At 53.6% G+C, this 15,242-nt stretch carries 9 protein-coding genes; 7 read left to right on the top strand and 2 right to left on the bottom strand.

Features of this window, described 5'->3' with window-relative positions; all coding sequences use genetic code 11:
• Positions 1-551 precede the first annotated feature (551 nt).
• The gene (locus ACTHRH_RS20680) at positions 552-1,817 is read right to left on the bottom strand and encodes a Glu/Leu/Phe/Val family dehydrogenase (protein WP_150960392.1); all 1,266 of its coding nucleotides are present in this window, start codon (positions 1,815-1,817) and stop codon (positions 552-554) included.
• 405 nt (positions 1,818-2,222) lie between these two features.
• Here ACTHRH_RS20680 and ACTHRH_RS20675 point away from each other — a divergent pair, with 405 nt between their 5' ends.
• The 7 genes from ACTHRH_RS20675 to cls all read left to right on the top strand — a co-directional run bounded on the left by ACTHRH_RS20675 (position 2,223) and on the right by cls (position 10,496).
• A complete protein-coding gene (locus ACTHRH_RS20675) occupies positions 2,223-3,221 on the top strand; it encodes a beta-ketoacyl-ACP synthase III (RefSeq protein ID WP_379291149.1) in 999 nt (332 codons plus the stop codon).
• A complete protein-coding gene (locus ACTHRH_RS20670) occupies positions 3,211-4,407 on the top strand; it encodes an ATP-grasp domain-containing protein (protein WP_440417459.1) in 1,197 nt (398 codons plus the stop codon). The genes ACTHRH_RS20675 and ACTHRH_RS20670 overlap by 11 nt, the downstream gene beginning before the upstream one ends.
• A complete protein-coding gene (locus ACTHRH_RS20665; RefSeq protein WP_440417457.1) occupies positions 4,404-5,405 on the top strand; it encodes an NAD-dependent epimerase/dehydratase family protein in 1,002 nt (333 codons plus the stop codon). Before ACTHRH_RS20670 ends, ACTHRH_RS20665 begins: the two co-directional genes overlap by 4 nt.
• Positions 5,392-6,726, top strand: coding sequence for a F390 synthetase-related protein (locus ACTHRH_RS20660; protein ID WP_440417455.1), 1,335 nt, complete (start codon positions 5,392-5,394; stop codon positions 6,724-6,726). Before ACTHRH_RS20665 ends, ACTHRH_RS20660 begins: the two co-directional genes overlap by 14 nt.
• Complete coding sequence (locus tag ACTHRH_RS20655) at positions 6,726-7,874, top strand: GNAT family N-acetyltransferase (protein WP_379291141.1); 1,149 nt, start codon at positions 6,726-6,728, stop codon at positions 7,872-7,874. Before ACTHRH_RS20660 ends, ACTHRH_RS20655 begins: the two co-directional genes overlap by 1 nt.
• A 52-nt stretch (positions 7,875-7,926) precedes the next feature.
• The gene (locus ACTHRH_RS20650) at positions 7,927-8,802 is read left to right on the top strand and encodes an SDR family oxidoreductase (protein WP_379291139.1); all 876 of its coding nucleotides are present in this window, start codon (positions 7,927-7,929) and stop codon (positions 8,800-8,802) included.
• A 164-nt stretch (positions 8,803-8,966) separates the two neighbouring features.
• Positions 8,967-10,496 carry a cardiolipin synthase gene (gene cls / locus ACTHRH_RS20645; RefSeq protein ID WP_144934935.1) on the top strand — a complete coding sequence of 510 codons (1,530 nt, stop codon included), beginning with the start codon at positions 8,967-8,969 and terminating at the stop codon, positions 10,494-10,496.
• Between the two features lie 117 nt (positions 10,497-10,613).
• Here cls and ACTHRH_RS20640 read toward each other — a convergent pair whose 3' ends face one another.
• Positions 10,614-14,903 (bottom strand): FIMAH domain-containing protein, encoded by a 4,290-nt coding sequence (locus tag ACTHRH_RS20640; RefSeq protein ID WP_379291137.1) that lies wholly within the window; start codon positions 14,901-14,903, stop codon positions 10,614-10,616.
• Positions 14,904-15,242: the final 339 nt, after the last annotated feature.

The raw sequence follows: 15,242 nt of genomic DNA, 5'->3' as shown, positions 1-15,242 counted from the left end.
AATTATAGCGTACAACCCTATTTTCATCATCTGATGGTGCCGCGGTCAGCAGCATGGGGGTCTACCTTGAAAATCCACCCATTTTCACAATCTGATGGTGCCGCGGTCAGCGGCATGGGGGTCTAAATGGATTTTATACAGCTAATTTGCTTCCTTTTCCGCTGCAAATGGCAACTAATTGGAAATCCTACAGGTAGTTTGGGCAAAATGGGCGATATCTGCAAAAAACTTGATTTTAAATGTAGTTTTTCCAGCTAGTTCAATCGCTTTGCACCGCCGCTTTGAATCTAACTGTACAAAATACAGTTAGAACCCCTAACCGCAAAGATGGAGTACCATCATCCACATCCGATAAACAGGAAACGGGGTTGTCACCATAAGTCGATCTATAATTTTTCAAGCCCCACCTAGAGTTTGGCTGCAAAAAAAGGACCCCGTCCCCACTCAGAGTGGGATTTGAGGTCCTTTTTGCTTCATTTTTGGATGTTCCCGTTTTATGCGAACGCTTTTGGGACAGCCCCGTTTATATATAGTTGGCGAATATTTCGGGATTATACCCAGCCTCTGGCTTCCATAGCTTCTTTGATGCGGAGCAAGGAAATCATGAAGGCTCCCGTACGTAAGTCGGTATTATACTCCTTGGCCAAATTACGCACTGCGTGATAGGAGTGAACCATTTTCTCCTGAAGCTTGCTGTTGACTTCTTCTTCCGTCCAGTAATGATTCATCAGGTTCTGAACCCATTCGAAGTAGGAAACTGTAACTCCTCCGGCGTTGGCCAGAATGTCCGGAATGACGATGATTCCTTTTTCGTTCAGAATTCTGTCCGCGCCCGGGGTCGTCGGACCGTTAGCGGCTTCTGCGATAATTTTCGCACGGATTCGGTCGGCATTGGCCGTTGTAATTACATTTTCCAAAGCCGCAGGAATAAGAATATCTACATCCAGAGCAAGCAAATCTTCATTAGAGATATGGTACTCGGCACCATAGTCGAGAAGAGAAGCCGTATCCTTCAGCCGTTCAGCCTCTTTCAGATCCAGTCCTTCAGGATTGTAAATTCCGCCCTTGGAGTCACTTACGGCAACAATTTTGCAGCCCATCTCGGTCAGCAGGTCGGCGGCAATCCGTCCGGCGTTTCCGAAGCCTTGAATGGCGACCGTTGTCTGTTCCGGAGTCCGGCCCAGCTCTTTAAGAGCTTCGATAATTGTGTAGACACAGCCTCTGGCGGTAGCTTCATTCCGTCCTTTGGACCCTCCAATGATGAGAGGCTTGCCGGTAATCACTCCGGGAGAGTTGTAGCCCTTGATCCGGCTGTAAGTATCCATCATCCAGCCCATAATTTGTGGGGTAGTATACACGTCCGGTGCAGGAATATCTTTCTCCGGTCCAACAATATCCGCAATAGCTTCCATAAAGCCTCGGCTAACTCTCTCCAGCTCGCCTTTGCTTAATTCATGGGGATCGCAGATAACTCCGCCTTTGCCGCCGCCGTATGGAAGCCCGACCACTCCACATTTGAAAGACATCCACATGGAGAGGGCCTTCACTTCGTCCATCGTCACGTCCGGGTGGAAGCGAATGCCGCCTTTGGTCGGTCCGATCGCGTCATTATGCTGAGAGCGGTACCCTTCGAACACTCTTACCGATCCGTCGTCCATTCTTACCGAGAAGGAGACCGCCAATACGCGTTTGGGCTTCTTGAGAATTTCGACTACGTGGCTGGGCAGATCCAGGACGGCTGCCGCAGAGTCGATTTGTCTCTGTACAATTTCAAAAGGATTAAGGCTCTCTATCTGTCCGACAACTTGTGCATGCATGGGTATCAACAACCTTTCTTAGAATGAAATTTGAACAAAATGACGACCAGCAAACTTGATAATTGTTTATTATAGAGGAAATGTCCGATAAAAGGAAATTAAATGCTTTTTTTTGGTCCATAAATAAAACTTATCACTAAAGAAAAACGGCTATTTTCTTGGTGTTTCTAAGTAATCCTTAGTATTATTAGGTATTACTTTTTTGGTTCAAAAGGCTTAGTTTTTCCGGCATCTTTACATAAAATGATATAATACTTGTGACATCGGTATAATCGAACTTATATTGGTTACAAGAAATGTCGAATTAGGGAAAAATGTCGTTAACAAAAATTTCATATTTTTAGACAGCTAAAAAGTTCTCCTGAATGGATATTCAGGCGCTAATGGGATGAGGGAGTCTTAACTATGCAAATCAGAAATGTAAAAATTTTGGGCACGGGGAAATATTTGCCCGCAAGGCGGATTTATTCCGACGAAATGGACCGGCGATTGGGGACTCCGGATGGATGGACGCTGCGTAAGACGGATGTGCGTGTCCGTCATTTTGCAGACGGGGAGACCGCCTCTGCGATGGGGGCCGCAGCCGCTGAGGAAGCTCTGAAGGATGCCGGCCTAAAGCTATCCGATATAGATTGTCTGGTCTGTACCAGCGGAACTGCGGAGCAGCCTATTCCGTCCACTGGCTCTTTGATTCAGAAGGCTATGGGCGGGGAGTACAGCGGGATTCCCAGCTTCGATGTCAATTCTACCTGTTTGAGCTTCCTGACCGGGTTCGATCTTCTTTCGTATCTGGTGGAAGCGGGAAGATATGAGAGGGTGCTGCTGGTGTCTACCGAGATAGCTTCTGTAGGCTTGAACTGGAACCATAAGGAGAGCGGAGCTTTGTTCGGGGATGGAGCCGCCGCCGTTGTCATTGGACGGTCGGCGGAAGAAGAGGAATCGAGAATTATATGTTCAAGGATGGAGACATACAGCAAGGGAGCCCGGTATTCGGAAATCCGCGGAGGCGGCACCCGGATTCATCCGCGGGAGCATGGGCCGGGCAGGGAGGAAGATTTCCTCTTTCATATGGATGGCAAAGCCATCTTCAAGATGGCCGCGAAGCTGCTGCCGTCTTTCGTTGACAAGCTGCTCCGCCCGGCAGGCCTGAGCATGGCCGACATTCAGCATGTCATTCCGCATCAGGGGAGTGCCATGGCGATGAGGCTTATAACGAGCCGATTGGGGATTTCACAGGAGCAGCTCGTTTATATAACGCCGAACCACGGCAACACAATTGCGGCCTCGATTCCAATGGGGCTGCATGAAGCCGCCGTGCAAGGAAGAATGAAGCGCGGGGATCGCGTGCTGCTGCTGGGGACGTCCGCCGGGCTGTCTTTGGGAGGAATGGTTCTTGTCTACTAGACCGGCACAAGAAGAGGGGGAAGGCCCGCTGACGGTTCTGATTACCGGTGGCCGCGCTCCGGCCGCATTGGAGCTGGCCAGATTATGGTCGGCTGCCGGTCATAGGGTCATCACGGCGGACAGCATCGCCCGAACGCTGTGCGGGGCGTCGAGGCGGGTGGCCGGAAACTATGTGCTTCCGGAAGTCAATGATGGCCCGCAGCAATATATAGAAGCTTTGGCAGATGTTATTCAACGCGAACGGGTGCATATGCTCATTCCGACCTGCGAGGAGGTGTTCGCGGTCTCGCGGTTCCGCGAGAGGCTGCTTCCTCTATGTCAGGTTCTGGTCGACGAAGCTTCCAAGCTGAGCCTTCTTCATAATAAATGGGAATTTATAGACACGGCGAAGCGGCTCGGCTTTCGGGTACCCGAAACACGTCTTCTGACCTCGGAGGGGGAGGTTCAGGCCTTCCTGGAAGAAGGCGATCCACTGCGGCGTTATGTATTGAAGCCCGTCTATTCGCGGTTTGCCTCCAAGGTCCGTATCGTCAGAGGGGGCGAAGCCGCCGGGGATATTCCGGCCTCTGGCAGATATCCATGGGTAGGTCAGCAGTTCATAGAGGGTAAGCCTTACTGCACCTACGGGATTGCCCATGATGGAAGGCTGACCGCCCATGCGGTCTATGCGTCAAAATTTACAGCGGGGCAAGGGGCCTGCGTCTGCTTCGAGCGGGAGGAGCATTCCGGATTGCAGGAATGGGTGGCCCGTATGGTTTCGGCGATCCGGTTCACGGGGCAGATCGCCTTCGATTTTATCGAGACGGAGGAGGGGACCCTCTACCCGCTGGAATGTAACCCGCGGGCAACCAGCGGCATTCATCTGTTCCGGGCGGAGGACAGATTGGATCGGGCCTTCCTCGATACTGCGTCCGACTCCATTCTCACCCCGTCGGGAAATCGGCCAACGGTGCTGAAAGGAGCGATGCTGCTGTATGCATGGAAGGGGATGAGCAGCCTGCCCCGTGCCCGGGACTGGATGAGAGCAGTATTTCGGGGACGGGATGCGGTCTTTCGCTGGGACGATCCGGCGCCTTTGGCCGCCCAATGGCCAATGCTGCTGCATTTCTGGCGGAAAAGCAGGAAGCACGGAATATCGATTGCGGAAGCGACTACCATAGATATGGAGTGGAATGGGGAACGATGAGAGCATTAGTTACCGGAGCGACCGGTTTCATCGGAGGCAAGCTGGCGAGACGGCTGGAAGCCATGGGCTGGCAGGTAACGGCCGTAGGACGTAACTTACAGGAGGGCAGGAGCCTTGCTGCTGACGGAATTCTTTTTGTCCCCGCAGATTTGGCGGATGAGGCAGCGATCAGGAAGGCTTGCGACGGGCAGGATATCGTATTTCACTGCGGAGCTCTGTCCTCTCCCTGGGGGAAGTACGAGCATTTTTACAACAGCAATGTGATTGGAACGCGAAATATAGCCCAAGGCTCCTTGGAGCATAAGGTAAAGAGACTGGTACATGTATCTACGCCAAGCATCTATTTCGATTACACGGACCGGCTCGGAATTAAAGAGGACGATGCTCTGCCGGCCAAGCCGGTCAACGCGTACGCGGCCACCAAGATGCTGGCGGAGCAGGAAGCGGACCGGGCTTACGAAGCCGGGCTGGAGGTTGTCACGATCCGTCCCCGCGCGGTGTTTGGACCGGGGGACCGGGCCATTCTCCCCCGTCTTCTCAGAGCCAATGAACGCGGCAAAGTTCCGCTTATTAATGGCGGCCAGGCACTGATGGATGTCACTTATGTCGAGAATGTGGTGGATGCTCTGCTGCTCTGCGCGGAAGCCGGCCCTTCGGCCCTCGGCCGGAAATTTAATATTACCAATGGAGAGCCGGTCCGGCTGCTGGATTTGCTGAACAAGGTTTTCTCGCTTCTGGATGAGCCGCTGCGGGCGAAGCCTATATCCTTCCGTACGATCTACCGGTTGGCCGGTATATTGGAATGGTCTGCGAAGGTTTTTGCCGGAGGCAGGGAGCCTCTGATTACCCGGTATTCGGCGGGAGTGCTAGGAACAAGTCAGACGCTGGATATAGGGGCTGCGCAGCAGAAGCTGGGCTATCGTCCAAGTGTTTCCTTGGAGGAAGGTTTGCATGAATTTGTGAAATGGTGGAGGAAGCGAACGGATGAACAACTTTAGTCGGATCAAGGAGCCGTTAACGCTTCTCGGAAACTATATATCGACCAAATACGGACGGAGCTGGGGCAGCCGCAGAGAGCTGCTCCTGTGGCAGGAATGGCAGGTGAGGAGGCATCTCCGGTACGTGCTGGCGAGGTCGCCGTACTACCGGGAAGCGGCGGGGGGACTGCCTCTGGAGCAGTGGCGGGAGTTCCCGGTTATAGATAAGCGGGAAATGATGGCGCATTTTGACCGTTTGAACACGGAAGGAATCGGCCTGGAGGAAGCGCTGGAGGCTGCCTGGGAGGCGGAAAAATGCCGCGATTTCTCCCCGACGGTTCGCGGAATCACGGTCGGTCTGTCCTCGGGAACGTCAGGGCATCGGGGAGTGTTTCTGGTCAGCCGGCAGGAGCAGATGGCCTGGGCCGGAACCATTATGGCCAAGGTGCTGCCCGGAGGCCTGCTGCAGAAGCATCGGGTGGCGTTCTTCCTTCGGGCGAACAGCAACTTGTACGCCTCGGTCCGCAAGGGAAGGATTGAGTTTCAATACTTCGATCTGTTGGAGCCGATTGAGAAGCACGTGTCCCAATTGAACACTTACCGTCCGACCCTGCTTGTCGCTCCCGCCTCGGTTCTGAGGCTGCTGGCCGAAGCGGTGAAGACGGGGGCTCTGCATATTCGCCCGGACAAGATCGTCTCCGTAGCGGAAGTGCTGGACCCGTTAGACGAGCGGTATATCGGAGAGTGCTTTGGCCGTCAGGTGCATCAGATTTACCAGTGTACGGAAGGATTCCTCGGCTTTACCTGCTCTCACGGAACTCTTCATCTGAACGAGGATCTGCTGGTTGTCGAGAAGGAATACCTGGAAGGGGCGGAGCGGAAATTCGTGCCGATTCTGACCGATTTCCGCAGAAGAACGCAGCCGATTATCCGCTACCGGCTCAACGATATTCTGACCGAAAGGAAGGAGCCCTGCCCGTGCGGCTCCAAGCTGCTTGCCCTGGAGCAGATAGAGGGCCGGAGCGATGATCTGTTCTATCTGCACTCGGTTGCCGACGGCCGCAGGAAGCCGGTATTTCCGGACTTCATCCGCAGGGCGGTCCTGTCCGCTTCGCCCGAGATCGAGGAATACCTCATCATCCAGCATTCCGAACGGCTCGTAGAATGTTCGCTGAAGGTGCGGCCGGAGCTGGAAGCCGTCTGCCGGGAGCAGGTAACCCGGGCGCTGACGGAGCTCTGCAGCAGGCTGCATTGCCATGCTCCCAATATTCGTTACAGCGAGTACGTTCAGGGACCTCGCGAACGAAAGCTGAGGCGGGTGGAGAGGAGGTTCGCTCTCTGATGTCTGTCAAGCTGTATGACATGGCCGACGCAGACCGGATGGAATGGCCGGATACGGAGGATGCGCGATACACCCGCAGCTATTGGCTGCCGATGCTTCGCTTCGGGAGCGGGAATTTTATTGGTAATGTGAGTACCCGATGTCTCCTGGCCAAGGTGAACAAAATGCTGCTGCCGGTAACGGTTAACGAGGCGGAGTACGACAATTCCTACGTCTGCTCTCCCTACACCCATTATGTAACGTATACTTTGCAGGAGCTGGCATTGCTCCGGAATCCGGGATTGGAGACGGTGCTCCGGGGCGTTATCCGCTCTATGGGATACTGGCTGCGGCAGGGCCGGATCAACCAGGCGGTCCATATCAACAATTGGCTGCTGTCCACCAATTTGTATCCGAAATGGCAGGAGGGCGCAGTAAGCGAACTGACCGCCTGTTTGCGCGAAGCCTTCCCCGAGCACGCCTTGGTCTTCCGGTCGGTCAATCCGGCCACCGACCCGGATTGGTATGAGGCGCTGCTTCGCGAGGGCTACAAGATGGTCGGCAGCCGCCAAGTCTACCTGCTCAATACCGTGCAGCCGGAGACGCTTCCTTCCAAAGCCCGCTGGCTGATGAAGAGGGACGGAAAGCTGCTTGCGCAGAGCGGATATGAAGTGGTCGGCCCGGAAGGGCTCACATCGGATGATGTGCCGCGCATGCTGGAATTGTACAATGCCTTGTATTTGCAAAAATATTCGCTGTGCAATCCCCAATTCAGCGAACGTTTTTTTGAAACGGCGCTTCGCGAGGGCACTCTGCGGTTGATGGTTCTGCGCAACGAAGGCCGGATCGATGCCGTGCTCGGCTATTATCGCCGGAATGGAATCATGACCACACCCATTTTCGGTTATGATACAAGCCTGCCGGCAGATACCGGTCTCTACCGGATGCTGTCCGTTGTGCTAGTCCGCGAGGCCGAGCGGCAGGGGCTGCTGCTCAACGAGAGCTCGGGAGCGGCGGGCTTCAAGCGATGCCGGGGCGCGCTTCCGCAGATAGAGTACACGGCCGTATATGACAAGCATTTGCCGGCTTACCGCAGACGGCGGTGGACGGTGCTGGCGGAGATTACCCGGCGAGTAGGCATCCCCATGATGCAGAAGCGGAAATTGTAGGGGCGGCTAACGACCGGATTTTAGGAAAGCATGGGAGAAAGGCGGTGTCGGGATGAACAGGAAGGGTGCGGACGAGCGTCCGGTGGCGATAGTGACGGGAAGCTCCAGCGGCTTCGGATTGCATACCTGTATCCTGCTGGCTAAGGAAGGGTACACGGTGATCGCCACGATGAGAGACCCGTCCAGGGGAAGCGAGCTGCTGCGGAAGGCGGAGGAAGAGGGGGAAGAGGTATCCTCAGCCATTCATATCCGCACTCTGGACGTAACGGATGCCATCCAGGCCGAAGCGGTCGTTGGAGAGACGGTTCGCCAGTACGGGCGTATAGATTTGCTGGTCAATAATGCCGGATACGCATGTGGGGGATACGCCGAGGAGGTTCCGCTGGAGGAATGGCGCAGCCAGTTCGAAACGAATTTCTTCGGAGCCCTCTCGTTAACGAAAGCGGTCCTTCCCTCAATGCGCGAACGGGGCCGGGGAAAGATCATAAACATGAGCAGCATAAGCGGACGGTTCGGATTGCCGGGATACGCACCGTATGCCGCATCCAAGTTCGCCTTGGAAGGGCTCAGCGAAGCGTTAAGGCTGGAGATGCTCCCGTATGGCGTCCATGTCGTGCTGATCGAGCCGGGTGCTTACCGGACGGCCATTTGGAACAAAGGATTCGAGGCCATCAACATTCGGCCCGAATCGCCATACAGGCCATGGATGGAAGCCGTGCTGCGCTTCTCCCGCCGGACAGCCGAGACGGCACCGGGTCCCGAGCAGGTCGCCAGAGCGGTCGTCAAGGCAGCCCGCAAGCGCCGCCCGAGGCTTCGCTACCCGATAGGCAGAGGCTCGCTGCTGCTTCGTGCCGGGCGAATGCTGCTGCCGTGGCGCTGGCTGGAGAGAATCGTGCTCCAAGCATTGAAAGGAGGCTCCTCCTCTTAAATGGAAAGGAGACAGGCTTTGTTTCGGTTAAGGCATATAAGACCGCAGCCTTCCCGACTTGTCCGAAAGCCCCGGTATTTTTGCCAAATTACGTTATTTCTCGACAAGTTGGGTTATAATTAAGAAGCATATATTACTGGTGCACCGGAAGACGGGGGAAGCGAATGAAGCGTTCTATTCAAATCATTATTCTGATGATTATTGTTTTGGTTCTGCTTTATTATTTGAATTTATATTTTGGCAGCGCCCTGCTGCGGTTCAGTCAATTTTTCGCCACTTTTTTCAGCGTGACGATGTCACTCGCGGTTCTATTCGTCGGACTCGTTATTTTTATGGAGAACAGACACCCGTCCAGTACGGTAGCATGGATACTGGTGCTGGCGCTGGTCCCTATTGTAGGGTTTCTTTTCTATTTATTGTTCGGTCAGAACTATAGGAAACGTAAGAACTATAACCAAAAGGCGCTGCGAGACGCACAAGCCTATGCGTTCATAGAAAACCGCGCACTGGCCAATCATCATAAGCTGTCCGAATTTCCGGAGAGTCTGCAGAGGCTGTTTCGCTTGTCCCAGACGATGGCGAAGAGCCCTATCTCTTTCTCTACCCGGACGGAGATTCTGACTAACGGAGAAGCGACCTTTTCCGCCATTTTAAGAGAGCTGAACAAGGCTGTCCATCATATACATATGGAATACTATATTTATAGGGACGATGAAATCGGAACGCAAATCCAGCAGATTCTGATCGAGAAAGCGAAGGCCGGGGTGGAGGTGCGCTTTCTGTATGACGCAGTGGGAAGCTTGAAGCTGCCGGAGTCTTTTCTGGACGAAATGAGACGGGCCGGGGTACAGGTTGTCGCCTTCTCTCCGGTTTACTTCCCGCTGCTGTCGAACAAGGTGAACTTCCGAAATCATCGTAAAATCGTAGTCATCGATGGAGAGGTCGGGTTTACCGGCGGTTTAAACGTCGGGGATGAATATTTAAGCCGCAGCGCGACGTACGGATTTTGGCGGGATACTCATATGCTCGTCCGGGGGGAAGCGGTGCGCACGCTGCAGATCATCTTTCTCCAGGATTGGCTCTACATGACGGGAGAAGCGCATATGAACCCCGAGTATCTATCGCCTACGCTGACGGAGAGGCCGGGGGACGGCGCAGTTCAGATGATTGCCAGCGGGCCGGATAGTGAGTGGAAGACGATGAAGAGCCTGTTCTTCGCGATGATTACATCTGCGAAGCGGTCGATTTGGATTGCCACCCCTTATTTTATACCGGATGACGACATCTATACGGCTTTGCAGGTGGCGGCCTTGTCCAAGATCGACGTCAAGATTCTGTTCCCGAAGAAGCCGGACAAGTGGATTCCTTATCTTGCTTCACATTCCTACTTCCCGGAGCTGTTGGAGGCCGGAGTGCAAATTTACGAGTACGAGAAAGGGTTCATGCATTCCAAAATCTTGATCATCGACGGGGAAATGGCTTCGATCGGCACGGCCAACATGGATATGCGGAGCTTCCATCTGAACTTTGAAGTCAATGCGTTTATTTATCAAACGGAAAGCACGCGTACGCTCGTCTCTGATTTTCAAGCCGATCTTCAAGATTCAACCCGAATCGTTAAAGAAAAGTTCTCGAAAAAATGGCTCGTCCGATTTATGGAATCGGCGGCACGTCTTCTGTCTCCGCTGCTCTGAAGCCAAGGAAGCTATTCGACAGGGAGAGGCCTAGAGAATTCCTGTGCAATCCTTAATTCACACATAATTAGTAAAGAACCCGAGAACAGTCTCGGGTTCTTTGTGTCGAGTAGTGGTTCAAGACGGCAGGAGCGAGGCGATTACCTCTTGGGCGTCTCGTACCAGCGCACTCTTAGCTTGGGGAGTTATGTGTTCCTGCATAGGCTCGTTGTTTATATGTTTCAAGAAATTTTCCATATGCTTGGCCGCTTGCACGGTATCTCCCTTAAGCTGATGATGCTGCGCTTGCCGAAGGCTGTTCCGCAGTTGATTCGCAAGCGGCCCTCTTACCGCTTCCTCGGCAATATACTCATCCGTCAGCCGTATCATGGAATCGACCGTAGCCGACGGAAGCTCCCAGGAAGCCGACAGCGGAATCCGGAAGGAGGCTCCGGCTTCAAGATCATATACGTACCCTTTGCTGAAATCGCTATTGTCGACGAAGGAGCGGATAGTCGTCGCATCTCCGATGTCCAACCGGTAAGACGGGCCGCCGAGCGGGATCACTCCTTTAATGGTATAAGCGGCATTGCGGGTTCCGTCATTTTCGATGAAAATAGTCCGTCCCACCCATTCCTCCGCCCGGGCATCCGCTCTATCAAGCTGTACGGTGATGCTGTTCTGCAGCGACATCTCTTTGGTAAAGTCGGTGACCGTTCCGGAGACAGCGCCGACATCCGTGGTCAAATCGGTCTTACCGATGGGATGGAAGGCGGTTCCGTCGTTCACATAAGAGTATATATGCCGGCCGTCCTGTTCGGAGTATACTCCGAAGAAGCCCTGGAACTCCAGCTTGCCGTCTATTGTGTACCTTGTGCCCGAATCCAGAGCGCTGACGATGTAATCGGTACGGCCGTTCGCCAGTTCCACTTTAACGGCTTTAACTTCGATACCGTTCGGATCATCTGCGGGGACGCCGTCGGCATGGACGGAAACCGGGGATATGGATCGGATAAACCGGTTGTCCTTATAAGGCTCGATAACCGATGTGAATAGGCTGCTCAACTGTTCGCCGCTCCGGTGGGCGATCATATATTTCAGCGATTTGGGGTTGCCCGGTTTATTCCGGGGCGGCACGCCGTCCGCAAGTGCGACATCGTCGATCTCGCCGAGCATCGTCAGGCGGAGATGGATGTCTTCCTCCGTTTGGAGTACCTTCCATGTATCTGTGACATCCCAATCGAGACTGAATTGAGCGGAAGGGTTGTTGTCCCGCTCCACATTTTTAAGCCAGTGAAAGCCAGGTCCCATATACTGTGTCCCGGGAACGCTGTCGTCGGCGGGTCTTTCGCCGAACGGTACATCGGGTCCCGCATAAGTGCCGGACGGTTGAGCGGTCAAGTTCAACCCCTCGGTCGATACCGGACCTTCTGCCGCGTGGAAGCTGAAGTGATGCTCGCTGCCGCCCTTGACGCGGAAGAAATCGATCGCATAAGAGTTCTCATCATCCACGCGAATCATCGCGGTTGTCCGTCTGTACAGCTCGGTTTGCGGATAAACTTTGGGAGCTTCCACATCTATTAACTGGACCCTATCCGCATCGTCATAATGCTTGGGTTGAGATACCCATTGGACGTTCTGCTTGGATCTGTCGACCATGACCGTGTTGTGGCTGATCGTATTATTCATCCATTCATGACGGTGCTTGTCGGTAGCGTTCGCTTGCTCCGGGTAACCCAGTTCCGGCAGCAGGTCCAGTCCGAACGCATGAAGTCCCAGGTTGAGCGTATCCCTATGGCCGTGTCCGCCATTCCGGCCGTAGTACATCCATATGTCCCGGGAAGTATCCTTGTAGGTATCGTCCCGGCGGGCTTGTTCTTCGGCGTTCAGCAATGACATTTCGATCAGCCCGGCCTTGTACCCCGTAGCCGCTTCGTTCTTGCCGATGCATTCAAAAGTGATCGTGTGCGTTCCGGCCGTCAGAGGAATTTTGGCTATCGCTTCATGCTCGCTTCCGGAACCGAAGAAGTCGAATTCTGCAACCCGGCTTCCATCGATTTTAACGGCATATTTTCCATAGGTGGCTCCATGAAGCGGCTTAAGGCTAAGTTCATATTCATCGTCTTCGGTTACTTCAAAGTCAAAGGTGATATAGTCCCCCGGAGCGGTAGCTTCAAACTGCAGCACGTTGGTAGCTTCAAACAGCTTGTAATCTTTGTTGGTTTCCGAAACCGGCATGAGCGGGAACGAATACGGCACGCCGAAGTCGAATTTGGCCTTGATGCCGTCCCGGAGAGCCGTAAATCCGTACCCGGTCAAGTTGACGCTGTCCAAATTCAGAGGTCCGTGCTGGGCGATGACCGCTTCAATATCTGCGGCAATCTTCTCGGGGTCGGCCGAGAAAATATCGCCATGGATTCCTTCCGTCCGATTATTATTAAGAAAATAGACCACTTGTGCGAAGATGGGATCGCCGTATACTTCGAAGGCTTTAAGCGCCAGAATCCGGCTCAGATTCAAGCCCGGATTGCCCGTCGTTCCCGAATCCCCGATTTGTGGCGTGTATCTTTCGATCATGGTGAGAGGGATCATGGAAGAGAACATTTTCTGAAATTTGACGTTCTGATATAAATCCGCAGCCGGATATTTGTCATATCCGCGCAAAATATCCGCGACGAGCATGTAAGGATTGATCCATGATGCATTATAGCCGGGTGCGGCTTCGTTGCCGTGGCCGTCGCGGTCGACATCGTTAACCATGCTCACCAGAATGTTGCCGCCGGTTACTGTGTACGGAATTCTATTGACCAAGCCTCCGGCCTGGAAGGTGAAATCCAGCCATTCTTTCGTTTCCGGAAGTGTGTCATGAACGACTGCCGCCAGCGCCAGTGCGCTCTGATGGTAACCGTTGTTGCCGCGAATTTGCGATCTCTGGACAGCCGGGTAAACCTGTCTTAGAATGCCGTCCTCGATATTTCTCCTTATGCCGACGGCGCTCGTCTTGAGCGGAAGCCGGTATTGTTCCCCTTTGGCTCTCAAGAAAGAGATCGTCTCGGGATCATCGATCGCGCTGAAGAAAGCATCATAAGCGTTAACATAATCTTTGATCACCGCGGTTTCCCAGATGGAGCCGGTAGCTTTGCCGGCCACAACCCCGCCATGCGAGTTCAAATAGATGTTACTGTCGTGAGCGGACAGATCCATACTCGGATAGATGTCCGCAATCCGGTCCAGCAGAATGATGCCGGCCCGGGCATACTTCATATCTCCGGTATAAATATAAGCGTCCCGGAATGAATTCAAGGCATTTGGAATAACTGCCGTGCCGTTGCCGCCCATCCATAAAAACCAATGGGTATAATAAGCAATGAACGTATAGCGCTTTCCGGTTTCCGGATCTACCCACCCGAATCCGTCGTCTACTCCCCAATCCGGGCCTTTCTCGGGATATAGCGTGTTAACCAGGAGACTGCGGTCGGCTTTCTTCGGATCAAAGATGCCATGCTCGTCCAGCCCGCTTCTGTAGTAGGCCCCGAAATCGTTCGTGGGGAACTTGTAACCGCTTGTCGGATCGGTAATTTTCCACGGTTCATTCACCGGGTCGCCGACCCAGGGATAGTTGCCCAGCTCTTTCAGAGCCCCTCCCGTTACCGGACTCAAGTTGCCCTCGAATTGATTCGTATTGTAGCTTCTGGGCAGTGATTGGGGAGGGACCAGCTCCCATAATCGCTCGTAACCGAGCTTCAAGTATTCTTCGGCACGGCTGACGGCCGCGTCTCTTGCACTTTTCGCCCAAGCGAATCGTTCAACGTTCTGACGGGCGGCAGCCATTTTCTCGGGCGTATAGACGGTGCTGCGGGTCTTGCTGCTCGTCACCCGGTCGGTATTCAGCAGAATCAACTCGCAGGGGTATAGGTAATAGCCGTTTCCGTTCCCCAGGCCATTGCCCTTGTCCGTTACCTTCAGGGTAAACACATGCTTGCCGGAAGTGAGGGGTATGGTGTCCATGGAGACGAGCGGTCCATAGCCGCCGGTTACACTGTAGAAGCTGTATCGGCCGATTGAATCTCCGTCCACCGCAAGGTCGGCGGTTCCCCCATTGGGGCTCCAATAACCGCTAAAGCGGATCCAGTAGTTTCCGTCCTCCGGAACTTCGAATTCGAAGGAACGGGTCGGATAATTCAGTGAAGATTGCATCTGTACTCCATAGATTTGGGGGACCAGCTTGGGGGCGGCGTTGGCATCTCCGACCACATTCCATCCCGGCTGCGTCGTTTGTCCGGGAAGCCCGAGCTGCTTGAAGGAATAGGTCAAAGTATCCCCGGCGGGAGGATTGTCTTCCGCTGCGAATCCGTGTGTTGGTATAGTCCCGATGATCAGGGCGGCCAAGATAAGGATTACCGGCTTTCGAAGAAAAAACAGTTTCATGTTCATACCTCCTTTTATGTGTATTGCCAAAAGGGTCTGCAGCCCGATTAGGACAAAGAACGCCTCCTTTTCTCTCTGTATTTGAAAGCGCTTCACTATGTAGGGGAGAAAAAGGGGGTGGGTGCCCCCTTCGTTTGTAAAAATTATGAAGAACTTTCACCTTTATTATAGGACATGTACCATACATGTCAATATTTTTTGAAGGTTCGGTGAAACCCGTTGCGCTGTGCTGACTGTTCAATTTAAGCGATCTGTACGAACAGTAAAGGGAAGATTGCCGCACTTGTATTTATCTACAATGCTCGTTAAACGAAAAGCTGGAGAGGGGAGCATAAATGC

The organism is Paenibacillus sp. SAFN-117 (assembly GCF_051966115.1).
Lineage (GTDB): Bacteria > Bacillota > Bacilli > Paenibacillales > NBRC-103111 > Paenibacillus_L > Paenibacillus_L residui.
The sequence above is the reverse complement of the archived record's forward strand: the minus strand, read 5'-3'. Positions and strand labels throughout refer to the sequence as shown.

Bases quoted from the DNA above. Each gene is read 5' to 3' on its own strand.
- ACTHRH_RS20640 (WP_379291137.1), bottom strand. From the start codon at position 14,903: ATGAAACTGTTTTTTCTTCGAAAGCCGGTAATCCTTATCTTGGCCGCC.
- ACTHRH_RS20665 (WP_440417457.1), top strand. From the start codon at position 4,404: ATGAGAGCATTAGTTACCGGAGCGACCGGTTTCATCGGAGGCAAGCTG.
- ACTHRH_RS20650 (WP_379291139.1), top strand. From the start codon at position 7,927: ATGAACAGGAAGGGTGCGGACGAGCGTCCGGTGGCGATAGTGACGGGA.
- ACTHRH_RS20660 (WP_440417455.1), top strand. From the start codon at position 5,392: ATGAACAACTTTAGTCGGATCAAGGAGCCGTTAACGCTTCTCGGAAAC.
- cls (WP_144934935.1), top strand. From the start codon at position 8,967: ATGAAGCGTTCTATTCAAATCATTATTCTGATGATTATTGTTTTGGTT.
- ACTHRH_RS20675 (WP_379291149.1), top strand. From the start codon at position 2,223: ATGCAAATCAGAAATGTAAAAATTTTGGGCACGGGGAAATATTTGCCC.
- ACTHRH_RS20680 (WP_150960392.1), bottom strand. From the start codon at position 1,817: ATGCATGCACAAGTTGTCGGACAGATAGAGAGCCTTAATCCTTTTGAA.
- ACTHRH_RS20655 (WP_379291141.1), top strand. From the start codon at position 6,726: ATGTCTGTCAAGCTGTATGACATGGCCGACGCAGACCGGATGGAATGG.